16 protein-coding genes are annotated in these 15,774 nt (G+C 65.7%); 8 read left to right on the top strand and 8 right to left on the bottom strand.

Annotation, left to right across the window (positions count from 1 at the left end; all coding sequences use genetic code 11):
- Positions 1-46 precede the first annotated feature (46 nt).
- Positions 47-712 (bottom strand): squalene/phytoene synthase family protein, encoded by a 666-nt coding sequence (locus tag F1C10_RS05020; protein ID WP_185209325.1) that lies wholly within the window; start codon positions 710-712, stop codon positions 47-49.
- A 73-nt stretch (positions 713-785) separates the two neighbouring features.
- On the opposite strand from F1C10_RS05020, the gene F1C10_RS05025 reads away from it, so the two are divergent.
- From F1C10_RS05025 to F1C10_RS05035, 3 genes are read left to right on the top strand one after another with little or no spacing between them, the layout of a single operon-like run.
- Positions 786-2,498 (top strand): TadE/TadG family type IV pilus assembly protein, encoded by a 1,713-nt coding sequence (locus F1C10_RS05025; RefSeq protein WP_185209327.1) that lies wholly within the window; start codon positions 786-788, stop codon positions 2,496-2,498.
- A complete protein-coding gene (locus F1C10_RS05030) occupies positions 2,498-3,073 on the top strand; it encodes a TadE/TadG family type IV pilus assembly protein (protein WP_185209329.1) in 576 nt (191 codons plus the stop codon). Before F1C10_RS05025 ends, F1C10_RS05030 begins: the two co-directional genes overlap by 1 nt.
- 11 nt (positions 3,074-3,084) lie before the next feature.
- Positions 3,085-3,735 carry a TadE/TadG family type IV pilus assembly protein gene (locus F1C10_RS05035; protein WP_185209331.1) on the top strand — a complete coding sequence of 217 codons (651 nt, stop codon included), beginning with the start codon at positions 3,085-3,087 and terminating at the stop codon, positions 3,733-3,735.
- A 23-nt stretch (positions 3,736-3,758) separates the two neighbouring features.
- On the opposite strand, the gene F1C10_RS05040 is transcribed toward F1C10_RS05035, so the two are convergent.
- Complete coding sequence (locus tag F1C10_RS05040) at positions 3,759-5,195, bottom strand: pyruvate dehydrogenase complex E1 component subunit beta (RefSeq protein WP_185209333.1); 1,437 nt, start codon at positions 5,193-5,195, stop codon at positions 3,759-3,761.
- 1 nt (position 5,196) lies between these two features.
- Positions 5,197-6,240, bottom strand: coding sequence for a pyruvate dehydrogenase (acetyl-transferring) E1 component subunit alpha (gene pdhA, locus F1C10_RS05045; RefSeq protein WP_185209335.1), 1,044 nt, complete (start codon positions 6,238-6,240; stop codon positions 5,197-5,199).
- 144 nt (positions 6,241-6,384) lie between these two features.
- On the opposite strand from pdhA, the gene F1C10_RS05050 reads away from it, so the two are divergent.
- From F1C10_RS05050 to F1C10_RS05060, 3 genes are all read left to right on the top strand, one after another.
- On the top strand, positions 6,385-7,674 hold the full coding sequence (locus F1C10_RS05050) for an MFS transporter (RefSeq protein ID WP_185209337.1): 1,290 nt from the start codon (positions 6,385-6,387) through the stop codon (positions 7,672-7,674).
- On the top strand, positions 7,671-8,591 hold the full coding sequence (gene cysK, locus F1C10_RS05055) for a cysteine synthase A (RefSeq protein WP_185209339.1): 921 nt from the start codon (positions 7,671-7,673) through the stop codon (positions 8,589-8,591). The genes F1C10_RS05050 and cysK overlap by 4 nt, the downstream gene beginning before the upstream one ends.
- Before the next feature lie 104 nt (positions 8,592-8,695).
- Positions 8,696-9,931: a cell wall hydrolase gene (locus F1C10_RS05060; RefSeq protein WP_258043079.1), complete on the top strand. Its 1,236-nt coding sequence runs from the start codon at positions 8,696-8,698 to the stop codon at positions 9,929-9,931.
- Positions 9,932-9,978: 47 nt separating this feature from the next.
- Here F1C10_RS05060 and F1C10_RS05065 read toward each other — a convergent pair whose 3' ends face one another.
- The 5 genes from F1C10_RS05065 to F1C10_RS05085 are packed head-to-tail and all read right to left on the bottom strand — an operon-like array spanning position 9,979 to position 13,399.
- Complete coding sequence (locus F1C10_RS05065; protein ID WP_185209341.1) at positions 9,979-11,775, bottom strand: acyl-CoA dehydrogenase C-terminal domain-containing protein; 1,797 nt, start codon at positions 11,773-11,775, stop codon at positions 9,979-9,981.
- Positions 11,776-11,777: 2 nt separating this feature from the next.
- Positions 11,778-12,188 (bottom strand): MerR family DNA-binding transcriptional regulator, encoded by a 411-nt coding sequence (locus tag F1C10_RS05070; protein ID WP_185209343.1) that lies wholly within the window; start codon positions 12,186-12,188, stop codon positions 11,778-11,780.
- Positions 12,189-12,219: 31 nt separating this feature from the next.
- Positions 12,220-12,720: a hypothetical protein gene (locus F1C10_RS05075; protein ID WP_258043080.1), complete on the bottom strand. Its 501-nt coding sequence runs from the start codon at positions 12,718-12,720 to the stop codon at positions 12,220-12,222.
- Complete coding sequence (hisI, locus tag F1C10_RS05080; protein ID WP_185209345.1) at positions 12,717-13,079, bottom strand: phosphoribosyl-AMP cyclohydrolase; 363 nt, start codon at positions 13,077-13,079, stop codon at positions 12,717-12,719. Before hisI ends, F1C10_RS05075 begins: the two co-directional genes overlap by 4 nt.
- A 53-nt stretch (positions 13,080-13,132) precedes the next feature.
- Complete coding sequence (locus tag F1C10_RS05085; protein WP_185209347.1) at positions 13,133-13,399, bottom strand: Rho termination factor N-terminal domain-containing protein; 267 nt, start codon at positions 13,397-13,399, stop codon at positions 13,133-13,135.
- Positions 13,400-13,512: 113 nt separating this feature from the next.
- Between F1C10_RS05085 and purF the strand changes: the two genes are divergently transcribed.
- Together purF and F1C10_RS05095 are read left to right on the top strand one after the other, a co-directional pair.
- Entirely contained in the window at positions 13,513-14,970 is a 1,458-nt protein-coding gene (gene purF / locus F1C10_RS05090) for an amidophosphoribosyltransferase (RefSeq protein ID WP_185209349.1), read from the top strand.
- A 79-nt stretch (positions 14,971-15,049) separates the two neighbouring features.
- Positions 15,050-15,769 (top strand): SDR family NAD(P)-dependent oxidoreductase, encoded by a 720-nt coding sequence (locus F1C10_RS05095; protein ID WP_185209351.1) that lies wholly within the window; start codon positions 15,050-15,052, stop codon positions 15,767-15,769.
- Positions 15,770-15,774 lie beyond the last annotated feature (5 nt).

Here is a 15,774-nt window from a genome sequence, read left to right on the forward strand (position 1 = left end):
CTCCCCCCGTCGGCCGATGCTAGCGCACCCCGCGGCGACCGCAAGCCTACCGTCCGGTCAGCCGGTGCCAGGCGAGCCGCGCGACACGGCGCGGCGCGCCCGGCGGCGCGGCGCCTGCGAGATCCGCCCGCGCGACATGAACCAGTGCCCCTAGGAAGCGCCCCGCCCCGCTCCATCGCTGCGCCGCGGCCGCCTGCAACGACGGCATTGCCAACCGCGTCGCCGCGGCCACACGCGCCGGCTCCGCACTACGCAGCGCGAGATCGGCCAGCGCCCACCCGCGACCGGCCGCCGAGACATCGTCGCGCGCACCTGCGAGCCGCGCCGCCTCGTTGAAAACGCTCGCCCGCGCCGCCGCGAACGCCTCCAGATCGCCGTCGCCGATCTCGGCGGGCAGCAACAGCTCCCAGCCTTCGGCTACCTTCATCAGCGCCGCCGCGTCCGCTCCCTCGTCGCGCAAGGTCCGCAGGATCGGTTGCGCCGGCACGACGCCCTGCGCCAGATCACCCAGCGCCTCGTACCACCACGTCAGCCGCAGCTGCGCCACCATCGCATCGCGCGTCCCCAGCGCGAGCCGCGCCAGCGTCGCATCGAGCGCGAACACCGCCGCCACGCCCGCACGCGCCGCCCGTGGCGCATAGGACAGCGCAAGCGCCCGCTCGGGATGCCCGTCCGTGGGATCGATCCCCAAGGTTTCCGCGTCGTTAACCATGTCGCTTGAGGCCGGTTTAGCCGCTCATCGTGTATCGCGCCACGCGAAGCCAACCAGATCGATACGAGTGACGATGCGCGCGCGCGAGAACATCATGGCGACTTTCCTCGGCCGCCTTCGCCGCGACCGCCGCGGCAACACGCTCGCGATCATGGCCGCAGCGATGATCCCGCTGATCGCGATGATCGGCTCGGGCATCGACATGACGCGCGCCTACATGGCGCAGAACCGATTTCGTCAGGCCTGCGACGCGGGATCCTTGGCCGGCCGCCGCCTGCTCAGCGGTCTCACCGTCACGCAGAACGTGCGCGACGAGGCGACCAAATATTTCACTTTCAACTTCCCGCAGGGCCAGTTCCAGTCCGCCGCCTACACGCTCGCCATGTCGATCCCGACGGCGGGCACGCTGCGCATTGCGAGCGAGACGACGATCCCGACGACGCTGATGAAGATCTTCGGCTTCAACACGCTGCCCATTTCGGCGACGTGCTCGGCGACGCAGGATTTCGTCAATACGGATCTAATGCTCGTCTTCGATCTTTCGGGATCGATGAACTGCGCTCCAGGAGGCGTTGGTGACTGTGGAGGCGTTAATCAGCCGAACTCTAAGCTCGACGCGTTAAAGGCCGCCGCAAAGGCACTTTATGCAACGCTAGAACCGGCTCAAGATCAGCTTTACGCTAACAATCTCCGTATGCGGTACGGTTTTGTAAATTATTCAAGCGGCGTAAATGTGGGAGAGGCTCTTTACCAGAAGAACTCATCAAATTTTGTGACGAGGTCTTCATATCAATCAAGAATTCCAGCATTGGACGACAATAGCAAGACACGTGCATGGTGCGATGCCAAATTGGGAAATTTCACCGAGGGGTACGTGTATAACTTTTGGACAGGACGAAACGAATATTATCGTAACTGTCGATACCCTGTAGATTACAATACAGGCACGTGGTTGTACAGAGAAATTGAACATGACGTTACAAGCTATCTTGCGGGTGGAACGCCATTTCTTCTAAGTAGGAATCGAGCCTCGACACGCTGGGCGGGGTGTATCGAAGAACGTCTAACCGACTCCGCCATAATTGATGGGGGGGCTGCAACGACTGCTCCAACTTCGGCTTATGATCTCGATATCGACCTTCCGCCCAACGACGACTCAAAGCGCTGGCGACCGGCTTGGCCGGATACATATTTCGAACCCAATTCATTAAGGCCGACCAGCAGTTTCTATTGTCCAACTGCCGCACGGCGATTGCGCAATTACTATGGGGATAAATCCGGCTTTGAAAACTATGTCGATAGTCTGGATGCAATAGGTGGAACCTATCACGATCTTGGAATGATTTGGGGAGCGCGTTTTATCTCGCCCACAGGGATCTTTGCGGCCTCTCCATCCGAAACCAATGACCTCACAACGCCGGACAATCCCGTGAAGATCAGGGGATTCGGTGTAAAGAAGTACATCATCTTCATGACCGACGGCGAAATGAAGCCCGAATATTTTCTTTACTCTCCATATGGAGTCGAGAGTCTGGATCAACGGGTGACTGCAGGTGCATCGAATTTGCTCGACCGCCACCTCCAGCGCTTCCGCATGGCGTGCAACGCTGCGAAGGCGAAAGGCATCGACGTCTGGGTCATTGCCTTCGCCACGACGTTGACGACCGACATGCAGAATTGCGCGTCGAAGCCCGAGCAGGCTGCCGGACTGTCAACGAACGCTGCCCTCATCGCCAAATTCCAGGAGATCGGCTCCAAGATCGGCTCGCTGAGGCTCAGCCAGTGATGCTGCGACGGCTTCGCAGTGACGAACGCGGCGCGACAATCCTCGAATTCGCGCTGATCATCCCCGTGGTCTGTTCGCTACTCGCGGCGGGGTTCGAGCTCGGCTACCGCGTGTATCTCGGCGCAATCGTGCAAGGCGCGCTGCTCGAGGCGTCGCGTCGCGCGACGATCGGCGATCGTACCGCCGCGCAGATCGATCAGATCATCAAGGATCGCGTCGCGATGCTGTCGAACGCGATGAACGTGAAAAGCATCAAGAAGGAGAACTTCTACAACTTCACGAACGTCGGAAAGCCGGAGAAAATCACTTTCGATAAGAACAACAATAATAGCTACGACGCCTCTGATGACTGTTACGAGGATGCCAACAACAACAGCGTCTACGACGTCAACCTAAATACCGGGTTGGGCACGGCGGACGATATCGTCCGCTATACGGTCGAAGTCGAATATCCTAACATCATGCCGGTGAACGCACTGATGGGTTGGGGCACGAAGCAATACATCACCGCCTCCACCGTGCTGCGCAACCAGCCGTTCACGTCTCGCGCGATACCGACGGTGCGCTGCCCGTGAGCGCAATAGCCATGGCTGCGGCCGCCACGCTGCGCCGTCTACGCGCTGACCGCCGCGGTCTGGCGCTGCTCGAATTCGCCTTCACGCTGCCGCTGGTGCTGACGTTGCTGCTCTATGGCCTCGAGATCGCGAACTACGGCCTCGCCTCGCTGCGGGTGCACCAGATCGCCGCCACCGCCGCCGACAACGCCGCGCGTGTCCGCGATTCGATCAACGAGGCCGACGTCAACGAAGTGCTGATCGGCGGCAAGATCGTCGGCGAGCGCATGGATTTCGCCAGTCGTGGCCGCATCATTCTCAGCGACGTTATGCCGAACGGTCAGACGGGCACCAACGCCGGTCAGAAGATCCTGTGGCAGCGTTGCACCGGCGCGCTCAACACGCCCGAATCGCAGCCCAAATACGGTGCCGAGGGCAAGGGCGCGACCGACGGCACGCTACAGGCGATGGGCGCCGCCGGCCGCCAGATCGCGGCGAGTCCGAATTCGGCGATGATCTTCGCCGAGGTGACCTATCGCTACAAGCCGGTGGTCTCATCCACGCTGCTCGGCACGCCGATCCTGCGCTCCGAAGCGTCGTTCACCGTTCGCGAACGCAACGCGGAGACGCTGAAAGCCGCGACCGGTGCAACGGCGAGCGTCTGCGCGAACTATACAGCCTAATTCGCGCAGATGTCTCGGCTATCTCACCCGCGATACGTTACGTTCTTCACCGCCTCGACGATGCGGTCGGACGAGATCAGCGCCAGCTTCTCTAGGTTCGCCGCATAGGGTAGCGGCACGTCCTCGTTGCAGACGCGGATCACCGGCGCGTCGAGATCGTCGAACCCTTCCTCCATGCAGATCGCCACGATCTCGCTCGCGATCGAGCAGGTCGGCCAGCCTTCCTCGGCGACGACCAATCGGTTGGTCTTGGCGAGGCTTTTCAGCACCGTCTGCTTGTCGAGCGGGCGCAGCGTGCGCAGGTCGATCACTTCCGCCTCGACGCCTTCCTCGGCGAGCTTGTCCGCCGCCTCGAGCGCCAACCCCACGCCGATCGAGTAGCTGACGATCGTCACGTCGCGGCCTTCGCGCATCACCCGCGCCTTGCCGATCGGCAGCACCCAGTCGTCGAGCTTGGGCACGTCGAACGAGCGGCCATAGAGCAGCTCGTTCTCGAGGAACACGACCGGGTCCTCGGTGCGGATTGCCGCCTTCAGCAACCCCTTGGCATCCGCCGCATCGTACGGCGCGATCACGATCAGCCCGGGAACGCTTGCGTACCAGGGACCATAGTTCTGCGAGTGTTGCGCGCCGACGCGGCTCGCGGCGCCATTGGGGCCGCGGAACACCATCGGGCAGCGCATCTGTCCGCCGGACATGTAGTTCGTCTTGGCAGCCGAATTGACGATATGATCGATCGCCTGCATCGCGAAGTTGAACGTCATGAACTCGACGATCGGGCGGAGCCCGCCCATCGCGGCGCCCGTGCCGACGCCGGCGAAGCCGTATTCGGTGATCGGCGTGTCGATCACGCGCTGTTCGCCGAACTCGTCCAGCAAACCCTGCGTTACCTTGTACGCGCCCTGATATTGCGCGACTTCCTCGCCCATCACGAACACGCGGTCGTCGGCGCGCATCTCCTCCGCCATCGCGTCGCGCAGCGCCTCGCGGACGGTCATCTTGACCATCTCGGTGCCTTCCGGGATCGCCGGATCGGCGACCTCGGCATCGTGCTTCGCCGCCTCGAACATCTGGCGCGCGCCGGTCTCGACCTTCTCCTGCGCGGGATGCGCGGAATCCTCGACCTTGTCGTCCTTCTTCGCGTCGGCCTTGGCCTTCGCGTCGGGCGCGTCGTCCTTGGTCTCTTGCGGCGCGGTGTCGGCATTGCCCGCATCCTCGCCCTCGCCGTTCAGCTGCATGATGACGGTGCCGACCTTCACGTTGTCGGTACCCTCGGCGACGAGAATCTTGCCAACGGTCCCCTCGTCGACCGCCTCGAACTCCATCGTTGCCTTGTCGGTCTCGATCTCGGCCATGATGTCGCCCGACTTCACCGTGTCGCCTTCCTTGACGAGCCACTTGGCGAGCGTGCCCTCTTCCATCGTCGGCGACAGCGCCGGCATCTTGATGTCGATCGCCATCTCAGTACGTCTCCACCAGCACGTCGGTATACAGCTCCTGCGGTTCGGGTTCGGGCGTGCTTTCGGCGAAATCGGCCGCCTCGCCCACGGTCTTGCGGATCTCCGCCTCGAGCTTCTTGAGCTCGTCCTCCTTCACGCCTTCCGCCTCGAGCAGCTTCTTGACGTGCTCGATCGGATCGGACTTGTCGCGCACCGCCTGCACTTCCTCGCGGCTGCGATACTTGGCAGGGTCGGACATCGAGTGGCCGCGGTAGCGATAGGTCTTCATCTCGAGGATGATCGGCCCCTTGCCCGCGCGCACCCAGGCGAGCGCCTCCTCGGCTGCGCCGCGCGCCGCCAGCACGTCCATCCCGTCGACCTGGATGCCGGGGATGCGGAAACTCTCGCCGCGGCGGTACAATTGGTCCTCGGCCGACGCGCGGTTCACGCTGGTGCCCATCGCATATTGGTTATTCTCGATGACGAAGATCACCGGCAGCTTCCACAGCTCCGCCATGTTGAAGCTCTCGTACACCTGGCCCTGGTTCGCGGCACCGTCGCCGAAATAGGCGAGGCACACGCCGCCGTCACCGCGATACTTATGCGCGAACCCAAGCCCGGTGCCGAGCGACACCTGTGCCCCAACGATGCCGTGCCCACCGTAGAACTTATGCTCGACGCTGAACATGTGCATCGAGCCGCCCTTGCCCTTCGAGATGCCTGCCTGCCGCCCGGTCAGCTCGGCCATCACGTCCTTGGGCGGGATCCCGCACAGCAGCATATGGCCGTGATCGCGATAGCCGGTGATCACGCTGTCCTTGTCCGACAGCGCAGATTGCAGCCCGACCGCCACCGCCTCCTGCCCGATGTACAGGTGGCAAAAGCCGCCGATCAGGCCGAGCCCGTAGAGCTGCCCCGCCTTTTCCTCGAAGCGGCGGATCAGCAGCATGTCCTTGTAGAATTGTATCAGCTCGTCGCGCGATGCCTTGTACGGCTGCGGCTCGTTGGGCCGCTCGCGATTGGTGATGGCTGGTTCGGCGCTCTTCGCGCTTGGCGTTTTTGCCACGGGGTTGGACCTCGCAGGTTCCTGGGGGGAGAGGGATGCGGCGCGTATAGGCGCGAACCCGCGAAACGTGCAATTGCCAGGCACGGCGCAAGCACGCGCGGCGTTTCTTGTGCCCCGCCGGTCCGCACTCTAAGCCCGACCGCGATGTCCACCGTACACCCGCTTCGGATCGCCAATTATCGAAGCTACTGGCTGGCGCGGCTCGCCAGTACGATCGCCCAGTCGGCGCTCGCGATCGTGCTCGGCTGGCAGGTATACAGTATCGCGCGCGAGACGATGGACATTCGCGACGCGGCGTTCCTGCTCGGCATGATCGGCCTCGCGCAGTTCGTGCCGCTGTTCGTCCTGACGCCGATCGTCGGGCTGATCGCGGATTCGATCGATCGCCGCTGGATCGTACGTAGCACGACGACGCTGCTCGCGCTCACCACCGGCATGCTCGGCTTCGCGACGTGGGAGGGGTGGCTAGGCCTGCCCGTCCTGTTCGGCGCCGCAGTGTTCGTCGGCGTGGCACGCGCCTTCGCCGGCCCCGCCTATTCGGCGCTCGCCCCCAATCTCGTCCCGCGCGAGAGCCTGCCGACGGCGATCGCGCTGGGATCGATCGCGATGCAGGTCGGCTTCATCGCCGGGCCCAGCGTCGGGGGGCTGCTGTTCGCGATCGGCCCGATCGTCGCTTACGCCGGCATGTCGGCGATGTTCCTCGTCGCGCTGCTGCTCCTCCTCACGATCCGGCGCGTGCCCCAACCGGCCGCGCAGAAGGATCGCCGCCCGCTCGCGCGGATCGTCGACGGCTTCGCCTATGTGAAGCGCAACCGGCTGGTGCAGGCGGCGATCACGCTCGATCTGTTCGCCGTGCTGCTCGCCGGCGCAACCGCGCTGTTGCCGATCTACGCGCGCGATATCCTGCACGTCGGCGCGACCGGCCTCGGCTTCCTCGCCGCGGGCATGGGGATCGGCGCGTCGTTGACCGGCATCTACCTTTCCTTCCGCCCGATGACGACGGACGTCGGGCGCAAGATGCTGATCTCGGTCGTCGTGTTCGGCCTCGCCATCATCACATTCGGCATCTCAAAGATCTTTGCACTCAGCCTCGTGGCGCTGATCGTCGCGGGCGGGGCGGACATGGTGTCGATGTACGTCCGCGGCTCGCTGATTCAGCTGCACACGCCCGACGAGATGCGCGGCCGCGTCAGCGCGGTCAGCCAGCTCACCATTTCGGCGTCGAACGAGCTGGGTGAGGCGGAGAGCGGGCTGATGGCTTCGCTACTCGGCCCGGTCGCCGCGGTGGTCGTCGGCGGGGTGGGTGCGATCGCGGTAACCTTGCTGTGGGCGCGGCTCTTTCCGGAACTCAAGAACGCGCGGACCTTTGATCCCCCAGAACAACCCCTGGCGGTCATCCCGCCCGAAACACAGCACGGAGTGAGCCAGCCATGAAGGCGAACACGATCCTCGACACGATCGGCAACACGCCGCACGTCCGCATTCAGCGCCTGTTTCCGGGATCGGAGGTGTGGATCAAGTCCGAACGATCGAACCCCGGCGGTTCGATCAAGGATCGGATCGCGCTCGCGATGATCGAGGCGGCCGAGGCGTCGGGCGATCTCACGCCCGGGGGCACGATCATCGAGCCGACCAGCGGCAACACCGGCATCGGCCTCGCGATGGTGGCAGCGGTGAAGGGCTACAAGCTCGTCCTCGTCATGCCCGAAAGCATGTCGCTCGAGCGGCGCCGGCTGATGCTCGCCTATGGCGCGACCTTCGATCTTACCCCGCGCGAAAAGGGCATGAAGGGCGCGATCGAGCGCGCGCTCGAGCTCGTGTCGAGCACGCCCAACGCCTGGATGCCGCAGCAGTTCGAGAATGCGGCGAACATCGAGGTGCACGTGCGGACGACGTCGCAGGAGATCCTGAACGACTTCCGCGATGCGCCGATAGACGTGCTGATCACCGGCGTCGGCACCGGCGGCCACATCACTGGCGTCGCCGAGACGCTGAAGAAGGAGTGGCCAAACCTCAAGGTCTTCGCCGTCGAGCCCGCCGCCTCGCCCGTCATCGGCGGCGGCCAGCCCGGTCCGCACCCGATCCAGGGCATTGGTGCGGGCTTCATTCCGGCCAATCTTCACACCCAGGCGCTCGACGGCGTGATCGAGGTCGATGCCGCCGTCGCGAAGGACATGGCACGCCGCGCTGCGACGCAGGAGGGCATGCTCGTCGGCATCTCGTCGGGCGCGACGCTCGCCGCGATCCTTCAGAAGCTGCCCGACCTGCCCGACGACGTTCGCGTGCTCGGCTTCAACTACGACACGGGCGAGCGTTACCTGTCGGTGCCGGATTTCCTGCCCGAGGCCTGACGCCTGACTGCCACATCCGCGTCCCGTTCTGATAACCGGCGGGACGCGGATGGCGCGGCGGCAGCTATTCGCCGTCGCGCGCTTTTGCGCTAAGCGCCCGCGCCGTGTCTTCCCTGCGTCCGCTTCACCTCGTCCTCGGCGTCATCGCACTCGTCGCCATGCTGCTCCCGCTCGTCGTCGTTCGGCTCGTCCCGGCCGTCCCGCCGCCGCCCGCAATCGCCGCCGCGCTGCCCAAGCGGCAGGTGATCCCCGCCAAGCAGCTTCCACCGGTCGAGCCGGTCGAATATGCCGCGATCGCGCCCGATGATGCGCGCTCGATCAACGCCAAGGTGCCCTTCGTGGCGGGCCCCGTCCCGCCCGCGCGCCCGTTCCGCTTCGTCGGCACTGCTGACGACTTCACCCGCGCGACCGATTGCCTCGCCGCTGCGGTTTATTACGAGGCGGGCGACGACGCGATCGGGGAACGCGCCGTCGCGCAGGTCGTCCTCAACCGCCTGCGCCATCCCGCCTTTCCGAAGACGGTGTGCGGTGTCGTTTTCCAGGGATCGGAACGCAGCACCGGCTGCCAGTTCACTTTCACCTGCGACGGCGCGCTTGCGCGCACGCCCTCGCCCGCCGCCTGGACCCGCGCGCGCGAGATCGCGACCAGAGCGCTGCGCGGCGACGTCTACAAGCCGGTCGGCTGGGCGACGCATTATCACACCGACTGGGTCGTGCCGTACTGGAGCTCCAGCCTCGACAAGATCGCTGCGGTCGACACGCATTTGTTCTTCCGCTGGACAGGCTGGTGGGGCACCGGCGGCGCGTTCAACCGCAACCAGCTGCCCGGCGAGGGATCTGTCGCCAAGCTCGCCGCATTGTCGGAGGCGCATCGCACCGGCGCGGTGCTCGCTGATGCCGATGCCGCGATCGTCGAGGCGACGCCGTTCTTCGGCCGCACGCCGATGCCGCTCGCCAGCGATCAGAACACGTTTCTGACGATGCTCAACCCCGCGCAGGCGGATACGTTCGCCAGCATGGCGCAGGCATCGTGCGGGGAACGCGCGAAGTGCAAATTCATGGGCTGGACCGAGCCCGACGCGATGGCGTTCACGATGCCGCTGTCGCCCGACCAGATGAACGCGATGTCGTTCAGCTATATCCGCGACCGGGCGAGCGGGCTCGAGCGGACGCTATGGAACTGTGTCGAGTTCAAGAAGCGCACACCCTGCATGAAGCGCTTCATGATCCGCGCGATGCCCGTCGCCGAACCCGCCGCGGGCCCCGCCGAGCTAGAAGGCGTGCGCCGCAAGACGGTGGTGGCGGAGCCGCCCGAGGGCAACTCCGCCAGCCCCGAATAACCTCACGCCCTGCCCCGCCGGTCCGCCGGCGGAGCAGCGCACATTCGTCAGGCGGCGCGGAACATCGCCACCGGCAGCGCCATCACCGCGTCGGCCCCGCCCTCGATCTGGCGGCGGTACGATCCGGCCTCCGGCAGCGCGCGCTCGGCGAAGAAGCGCGCGGTGACGAGCTTCGCGTTGAGGAACGCCGCGTCGCCCTCGCCTGCGTCCTTGAGCGCGGCCGCCGCGACCGCCATGCGCAGCCACATCAGCCCGACCGCGACGACACCGAGCAGGTGCATGTACGGCACGGCACCGGCGCCGACGTTGTTCGGGTTCGACAGATTGCCCATGAACCACATCGTCGCCGCCTGCAGATCGCCGAGCGCCTTCTCGAGCCGCGTTGCGAAATCGGCCACTGCACCGCCCTTTGCCGCCGCGCATTCCTCCGCCACGATCTTGAAGAACAGCTGAATCGCGCGCCCGCCGCCCATCGCCAGCTTGCGCCCGACGAGGTCCATCGCCTGGACGCCGTTCGTCCCCTCGTAGATCATCGCGATCCGCGCATCGCGCACATATTGCTCCATCCCCCATTCCTGGATGTAGCCGTGCCCGCCGTAGACCTGCTGCGCATCGGTCGCGATTTGATAGCCCTTGTCGGTGCCGACGCCCTTGATGACGGGGGTGAGCAGCCCGATCAGGTCCGCCGCCTCTTGCCGCGCCGCCTCGTCGGGTGCCGAATGCTCGAGATCGACCTGCAGCGCGCCCCACAGGCACAGCGCGCGCAGGCCTTCGGTCCACGCCTTGGCGTTCATCAGCATGCGCCGCACATCGGGGTGGACGAACAGCGTGTCGGCCTTCTCGTTAGGCTCGGCAGCTCCGGTAAGCGCGCGGCCCTGACGGCGATCGTCCGCATATTGCACCGCATTCTGATACGCCGTCTCGGCAACGCCCAGCCCTTGCAGGCCTACGCCGAGCCGCGCCGCATTCATCATGATGAACATCGCGGCGAGGCCCTTCATCTCCTCGCCGACCAGCCACCCGGTCGCACCGTCATAATTGAGCACGCACGTCGCATTGCCGTGGATCCCCATCTTGTGCTCGATCGATCCGCACGACACCGCGTTGCGTGCGCCCAGCGAGCCATCCTCGTTCACCAGCACCTTGGGCACCACGAACAGGCTGATCCCCTTCGAGCTTTCCGGCGCGCCCGGCGTCTTGGCGAGGACGAGGTGGATGATATTGTCGGTCAGGTCGTGCTCGCCCGCCGAGATGAAGATCTTGGTACCGGTGATCTTGTACGATCCATCGCCCTGCGGCTCGGCGCGCGTGCGGATGAGCCCCAGATCGGTGCCGCACTGCGGCTCCGTCAGGTTCATCGTGCCGCCCCATTCGCCCGACACCATCTTGGGCAGGTACATCGCCTGCTGCTCGGGCGAGCCCTTGGCGATCAGCGCCGCGATCGCGCCGTGCGCCAGCCCCGGGTACATGGCGAACGCCATGTTGGCCGAGATCATATATTCCTGGAACGCCGTCGACACGACGTGCGGCATCCCCTGCCCGCCCCATTGCTCGGGCGCCGCCAGCGTGCCCCAGCCCGATTCGACGAACTGCTTGTACGCTTCCTTGAAGCCCGCCGGCGTCGTCACCGATCCGTCGGCGTGCCGCGTGCAGCCCTCTTGGTCGCCCGACTGGTTGATCGGGAACAGCACCTCCGCGACGAACCGACCGCCCTCCTCCAGCACCGCGTCGACCGTATCGGGGGTCGCGGCGGCGAAGCCGGGGACGTTGGCGTGGCCGGAGAGGCCGACGACGTGTTCGAGCACGAAGCGCGTGTCGCGCACGGGGGGCGTATATTGCGGCATGTTCAGTCCCTGGCTTGATCGAGTAAGCTGACAAATTGGTCGAGTTCTGCGATCGCGGCGTCGATGTCGCGCTTCTGCGCCTCGAGCGCGTCGATCCGCGCGCGGCACCGCGCAACCGTGACCGCGCGCTGCGTGTTGCGCCCGTCGCCGATGTCGTAGAGGTCGATCATCTCGCGGATCTCGCCGAGGCTGAAGCCCACGCGTTTGCCGCGCAGGATCCACGCGAGCCGCGCGCGATCGCGATGCGAGTAGATCCGGCTCGTCCCGCGGCGACCGGGCGCGATCAGCCCTTCGTCCTCGTAGAAGCGCAGCGCGCGCGGCGTCACGTCGAACTCGGCCGACAGATCGGTGATGGTGAAATGGGTTCGATCCTCGCGCGGCGGGATCGAGTCGAAGGCGGCAGCGACCGACATGTCGTTCGCCTATCTTCCGTTTACGTGAACGTCAATCGCACAGCACCTCGTTGTCCACGCCGACCATGCTGCGCGCTTCGGCGACGGCGCCGCTCAGCCGCGCCGCCGACAGCGCCGCCATCGTCGTTCGCCCAACGCACCGCCGGGCGCATGTGCCGGGCAATGTCGCGGGAAACACGATCCGCGTCCCGTCGTACCGTGCGTCGAACCGACAATCGTCGCCGAGATCGAAGGTGATGGTCGCTTGCCCGCTCGCGGTGCCACGTGCGACGCAGTTCTGCCCTTCGCCATAATCGATGCTGGCGCCGACGCGATAGCTGCCCGCCTGCGGGACGATACATATGCGATCGGTCTCGGTGGCATAGGCGCCGACGGGGTCGAGGTCCGCAGGATCGGCAATGATCCCGCTCGCGATCGCACGCGTTTCCAGCGCCGCCCCGGCAGCGCTGCGCCGTTCGGCCTGCTCTGCGCCCCGCCCGCATCCGCTGAGCAACAGCAGCACCGCAATTACCGCCGCGCCGCACGTCCTCAATCGATCGGCTCCAGAGCGCGCTCGCCGATCCGACGATAGAAGCAGCTTCGCGCGCCGGTATGACACGCGGGACCGACCGGTTCGGCGATGACCCAGATCGCATCCTGATCGCAGTCGATGCGCAGGTCGACGACGTGCAGCGTGTTGCCGGTGGTTTCGCCCTTGACCCACAGCGCCCGCCGGCTGCGCGACCAGAACGTCGCCTTCTTCGTAGCGCGTGTCGCCGCCAGCGCATCGGCGTTCATATGCGCGACCATCAGCACCTCGCCGCTTCGCCGATCGGTCACCACCGCGGTTACGAGACCGGCGGCATCGTACCGCGGGTCGAGATCGAGACCGGTTTCGCGCGCTTCGTCCATCCCGCCGCTTTAGCGCCGCGGCACGCCCACGCGCCAGAGGGCGGCACGACGCGCTATTTGTGGGTGCGGATCGCCTCCACCAGCTCTGCCTTGCTCATCCGTGATCGGCCGGCGATCCCGATCTCCTGCGCTTCCTCGTACAGATCGTCCTTGGTGCGATCCTCCAGCCGCTCACCGCGATGGTCGAGCGTGCCCGCCGCCTTGGCATTGGCGATGCGCGCCGCCTTTTCCTTCGATTCGCCTTGCCGGCGCAGGTCTTCGTACAGCTTGTCGTCCTTGATCTGCGGGCCATGATCCTTCGCACCGTGATCCTTCGCCATCGTCGCGCCTCCTGTCACCGCAGGACAACCATTCGCCCGGCGCTTCGCTCCAAGCCGATGACAAACGCGCGACAGCCGCTATATCGGCGGCGCACGATGCGAGCCCCCACGCTATGCTGACCACCAATCCGTTCGACGACGACCATCTGCACGAAGAGTGCGGCATTTTCGGAGTTTCCGGCTCGGCCGGCGCCGCCGCGCTCGTTGCGCTGGGGCTCCACGCCCTGCAGCACCGCGGGCAGGAAGCCGCCGGCATCACCAGCTTCGACGGCGCGAACTTCCATACGCGCAAGGCGATGGGCCACGTCGCGGGCAATTTCGACAGCGAAGCCGTGATCGGCGCGCTGCCGGGCGAGGTCGCCTGCGGCCACGTGCGCTACTCGACCACGGGCGAGACGGCGCTGCGCAACGTCCAGCCGCTCTATGCAGAGCTGGCGAGCGGCGGCTTCGCGGTCGCGCACAACGGCAACATCTCCAACGCGATGAAGGTTCGGCGCGAGCTGATCCGCCGCGGCTCGATCTTCCAGTCGACCAGCGATACCGAGACGATCATTCACCTCGTCGCGACGTCGAACTATCGCACGCTGCTCGATCGCTTCATCGATGCGCTGAAGCAGGTCGAAGGCGCCTATGCGCTGATCGTCATGACGCCCGAGGGGATGATCGCCTGCCGCGATCCGCTCGGTATCCGCCCGCTGGTGATGGGTAAGCTCGGCGACGCGGTGATCTTCGCGAGCGAGACGGTCGCGCTCGACGTCGTCGGCGCGGAATTCGTGCGCGACGTGCAGCCGGGCGAGCTCATCATCGTCCAGGGCACCGACATTCGTTCGATCCGCCCGTTCGGCCCGGTCGCACCGCGCCCGTGCATCTTCGAGTGGGTCTATTTTTCGCGTCCCGATTCGATCGTCAACGACCAGTCGATCTATTCGGTGCGCAAGGCGATCGGCGAGCAGCTCGCGATCGAATCGCCGGTCGATGCCGATCTCATCATCCCGGTGCCCGACTCGGGCGTGCCCGCCGCGATCGGTTACGCGCAGCAGAGCGGCATTCCGTTCGAGCTTGGCATCATCCGCTCGCACTATGTAGGCCGCACCTTCATCCAGCCGGGCGACAAGGTCCGCCACCTCGGCGTCAAGCTGAAGCACAACGCCAACCGCGCGCTGATCCAAGGTAAGCGTGTCGTGCTGATCGACGATTCGATCGTGCGCGGCACCACCAGCCTCAAGATCGTGCAGATGATGCGCGAGGCCGGCGCGGCGGAGGTGCACATGCGCATCGCCAGCCCGCCCACCAAGCACAGCTGCTTCTACGGCGTCGACACGCCCGAACGCGCCAAGCTGCTCGCCGCGACGCACGATCTGGCATCGATGACCGACTTCATCCACGCCGACAGCCTTGCCTTCGTCAGCATCGACGGGCTCTACAAGGCGCTCGGCAAGGAAGGGCGCGCGCCGATCCGTCCGGGCTATTGCGACGCGTGCTTCACCGGCGATTATCCGACCTCGCTGACAGATCACGACGACAGTGCCGACGTTGATCAGTTCGCGATGCTCGAGGAACGCGTCGCCTAGCGTCCGCAACTCCGACGGGTGTTGGGTACGACGGCCGTCATCATCAACGCGGGATGCGACGTCCCGACAGCCTGCCGGGATGCCGATCTTGACCAAGCCGCTCGAAAATCAGCTCGCCCTCGTTACCGGGGCCAGCCGCGGGATCGGCGCTGCAACCGCCCTCGCGCTCGCGGCACAGGGCGCGCACGTCATCGTCACCGCGCGCTCGGCCAAGGCGCTCGAGGAGGTCGAGCAAGCGATCTTCGACGCCGGCGGATCGGCCACGATCGCCCCGCTCGACCTGACTGAGAACGACGCCATCGCGCGGCTTGGGACGGCGATCGGCGAGCGCTGGCAGGCGCTCGACCTCTTGGTGCTCAACGCGGGGACGCTCGGCTCACTCGCCGCGGTGCCGGCGATCGATGCGAAGGAGCTTGCCGCCGTGCTGACGCTCAACGTGTCGGCGCAGGTCGCGCTGATCCAGGCGTTCGATCCGATGCTGCGCCGCGCCGCAGCGGGCAAGGTCATCGGCGTGACGTCGTCGGTTGGGCGCAAGCCACGTGCCTATTGGGGCGCGTACGGCGCGTCGAAGGCGGCGTTCGAGACGATGCTCGGCGCCTATGGCGACGAAGTGGCCGAGATCAGCCGCATCCGCACCGCAATTGTCGATCCGGGCGCGACGCGCACCGCGATGCGCGCGCGCGCCTATCCGGGCGAGAATCCCGCCTCGGTGAAGCCGCCCGAGACGGTCGCGGCACGCATCGTCGCGCTTGCGACCACGGGCTTCGACACCGATCATTTCGAGCGCGTCGAGGCCTGATCGGT

Origin of the sequence: Sphingomonas sp. NBWT7 (genome assembly GCF_014217605.1) — a bacterium.
In the GTDB taxonomy this organism is placed as follows: Bacteria; Pseudomonadota; Alphaproteobacteria; order Sphingomonadales; family Sphingomonadaceae; genus Sphingomonas.

Bases quoted from the DNA above. Each gene is read 5' to 3' on its own strand.
- F1C10_RS05020 (WP_185209325.1), bottom strand. From the start codon at position 712: ATGGTTAACGACGCGGAAACCTTGGGGATCGATCCCACGGACGGGCAT.
- F1C10_RS05025 (WP_185209327.1), top strand. From the start codon at position 786: ATGCGCGCGCGCGAGAACATCATGGCGACTTTCCTCGGCCGCCTTCGC.
- F1C10_RS05030 (WP_185209329.1), top strand. From the start codon at position 2,498: ATGCTGCGACGGCTTCGCAGTGACGAACGCGGCGCGACAATCCTCGAA.
- F1C10_RS05035 (WP_185209331.1), top strand. From the start codon at position 3,085: ATGGCTGCGGCCGCCACGCTGCGCCGTCTACGCGCTGACCGCCGCGGT.
- F1C10_RS05040 (WP_185209333.1), bottom strand. From the start codon at position 5,195: ATGGCGATCGACATCAAGATGCCGGCGCTGTCGCCGACGATGGAAGAG.
- F1C10_RS05050 (WP_185209337.1), top strand. From the start codon at position 6,385: ATGTCCACCGTACACCCGCTTCGGATCGCCAATTATCGAAGCTACTGG.
- cysK (WP_185209339.1), top strand. From the start codon at position 7,671: ATGAAGGCGAACACGATCCTCGACACGATCGGCAACACGCCGCACGTC.
- F1C10_RS05065 (WP_185209341.1), bottom strand. From the start codon at position 11,775: ATGCCGCAATATACGCCCCCCGTGCGCGACACGCGCTTCGTGCTCGAA.
- F1C10_RS05070 (WP_185209343.1), bottom strand. From the start codon at position 12,188: ATGTCGGTCGCTGCCGCCTTCGACTCGATCCCGCCGCGCGAGGATCGA.
- hisI (WP_185209345.1), bottom strand. From the start codon at position 13,079: ATGGACGAAGCGCGCGAAACCGGTCTCGATCTCGACCCGCGGTACGAT.
- F1C10_RS05085 (WP_185209347.1), bottom strand. From the start codon at position 13,399: ATGGCGAAGGATCACGGTGCGAAGGATCATGGCCCGCAGATCAAGGAC.
- purF (WP_185209349.1), top strand. From the start codon at position 13,513: ATGCTGACCACCAATCCGTTCGACGACGACCATCTGCACGAAGAGTGC.
- F1C10_RS05095 (WP_185209351.1), top strand. From the start codon at position 15,050: ATGCCGATCTTGACCAAGCCGCTCGAAAATCAGCTCGCCCTCGTTACC.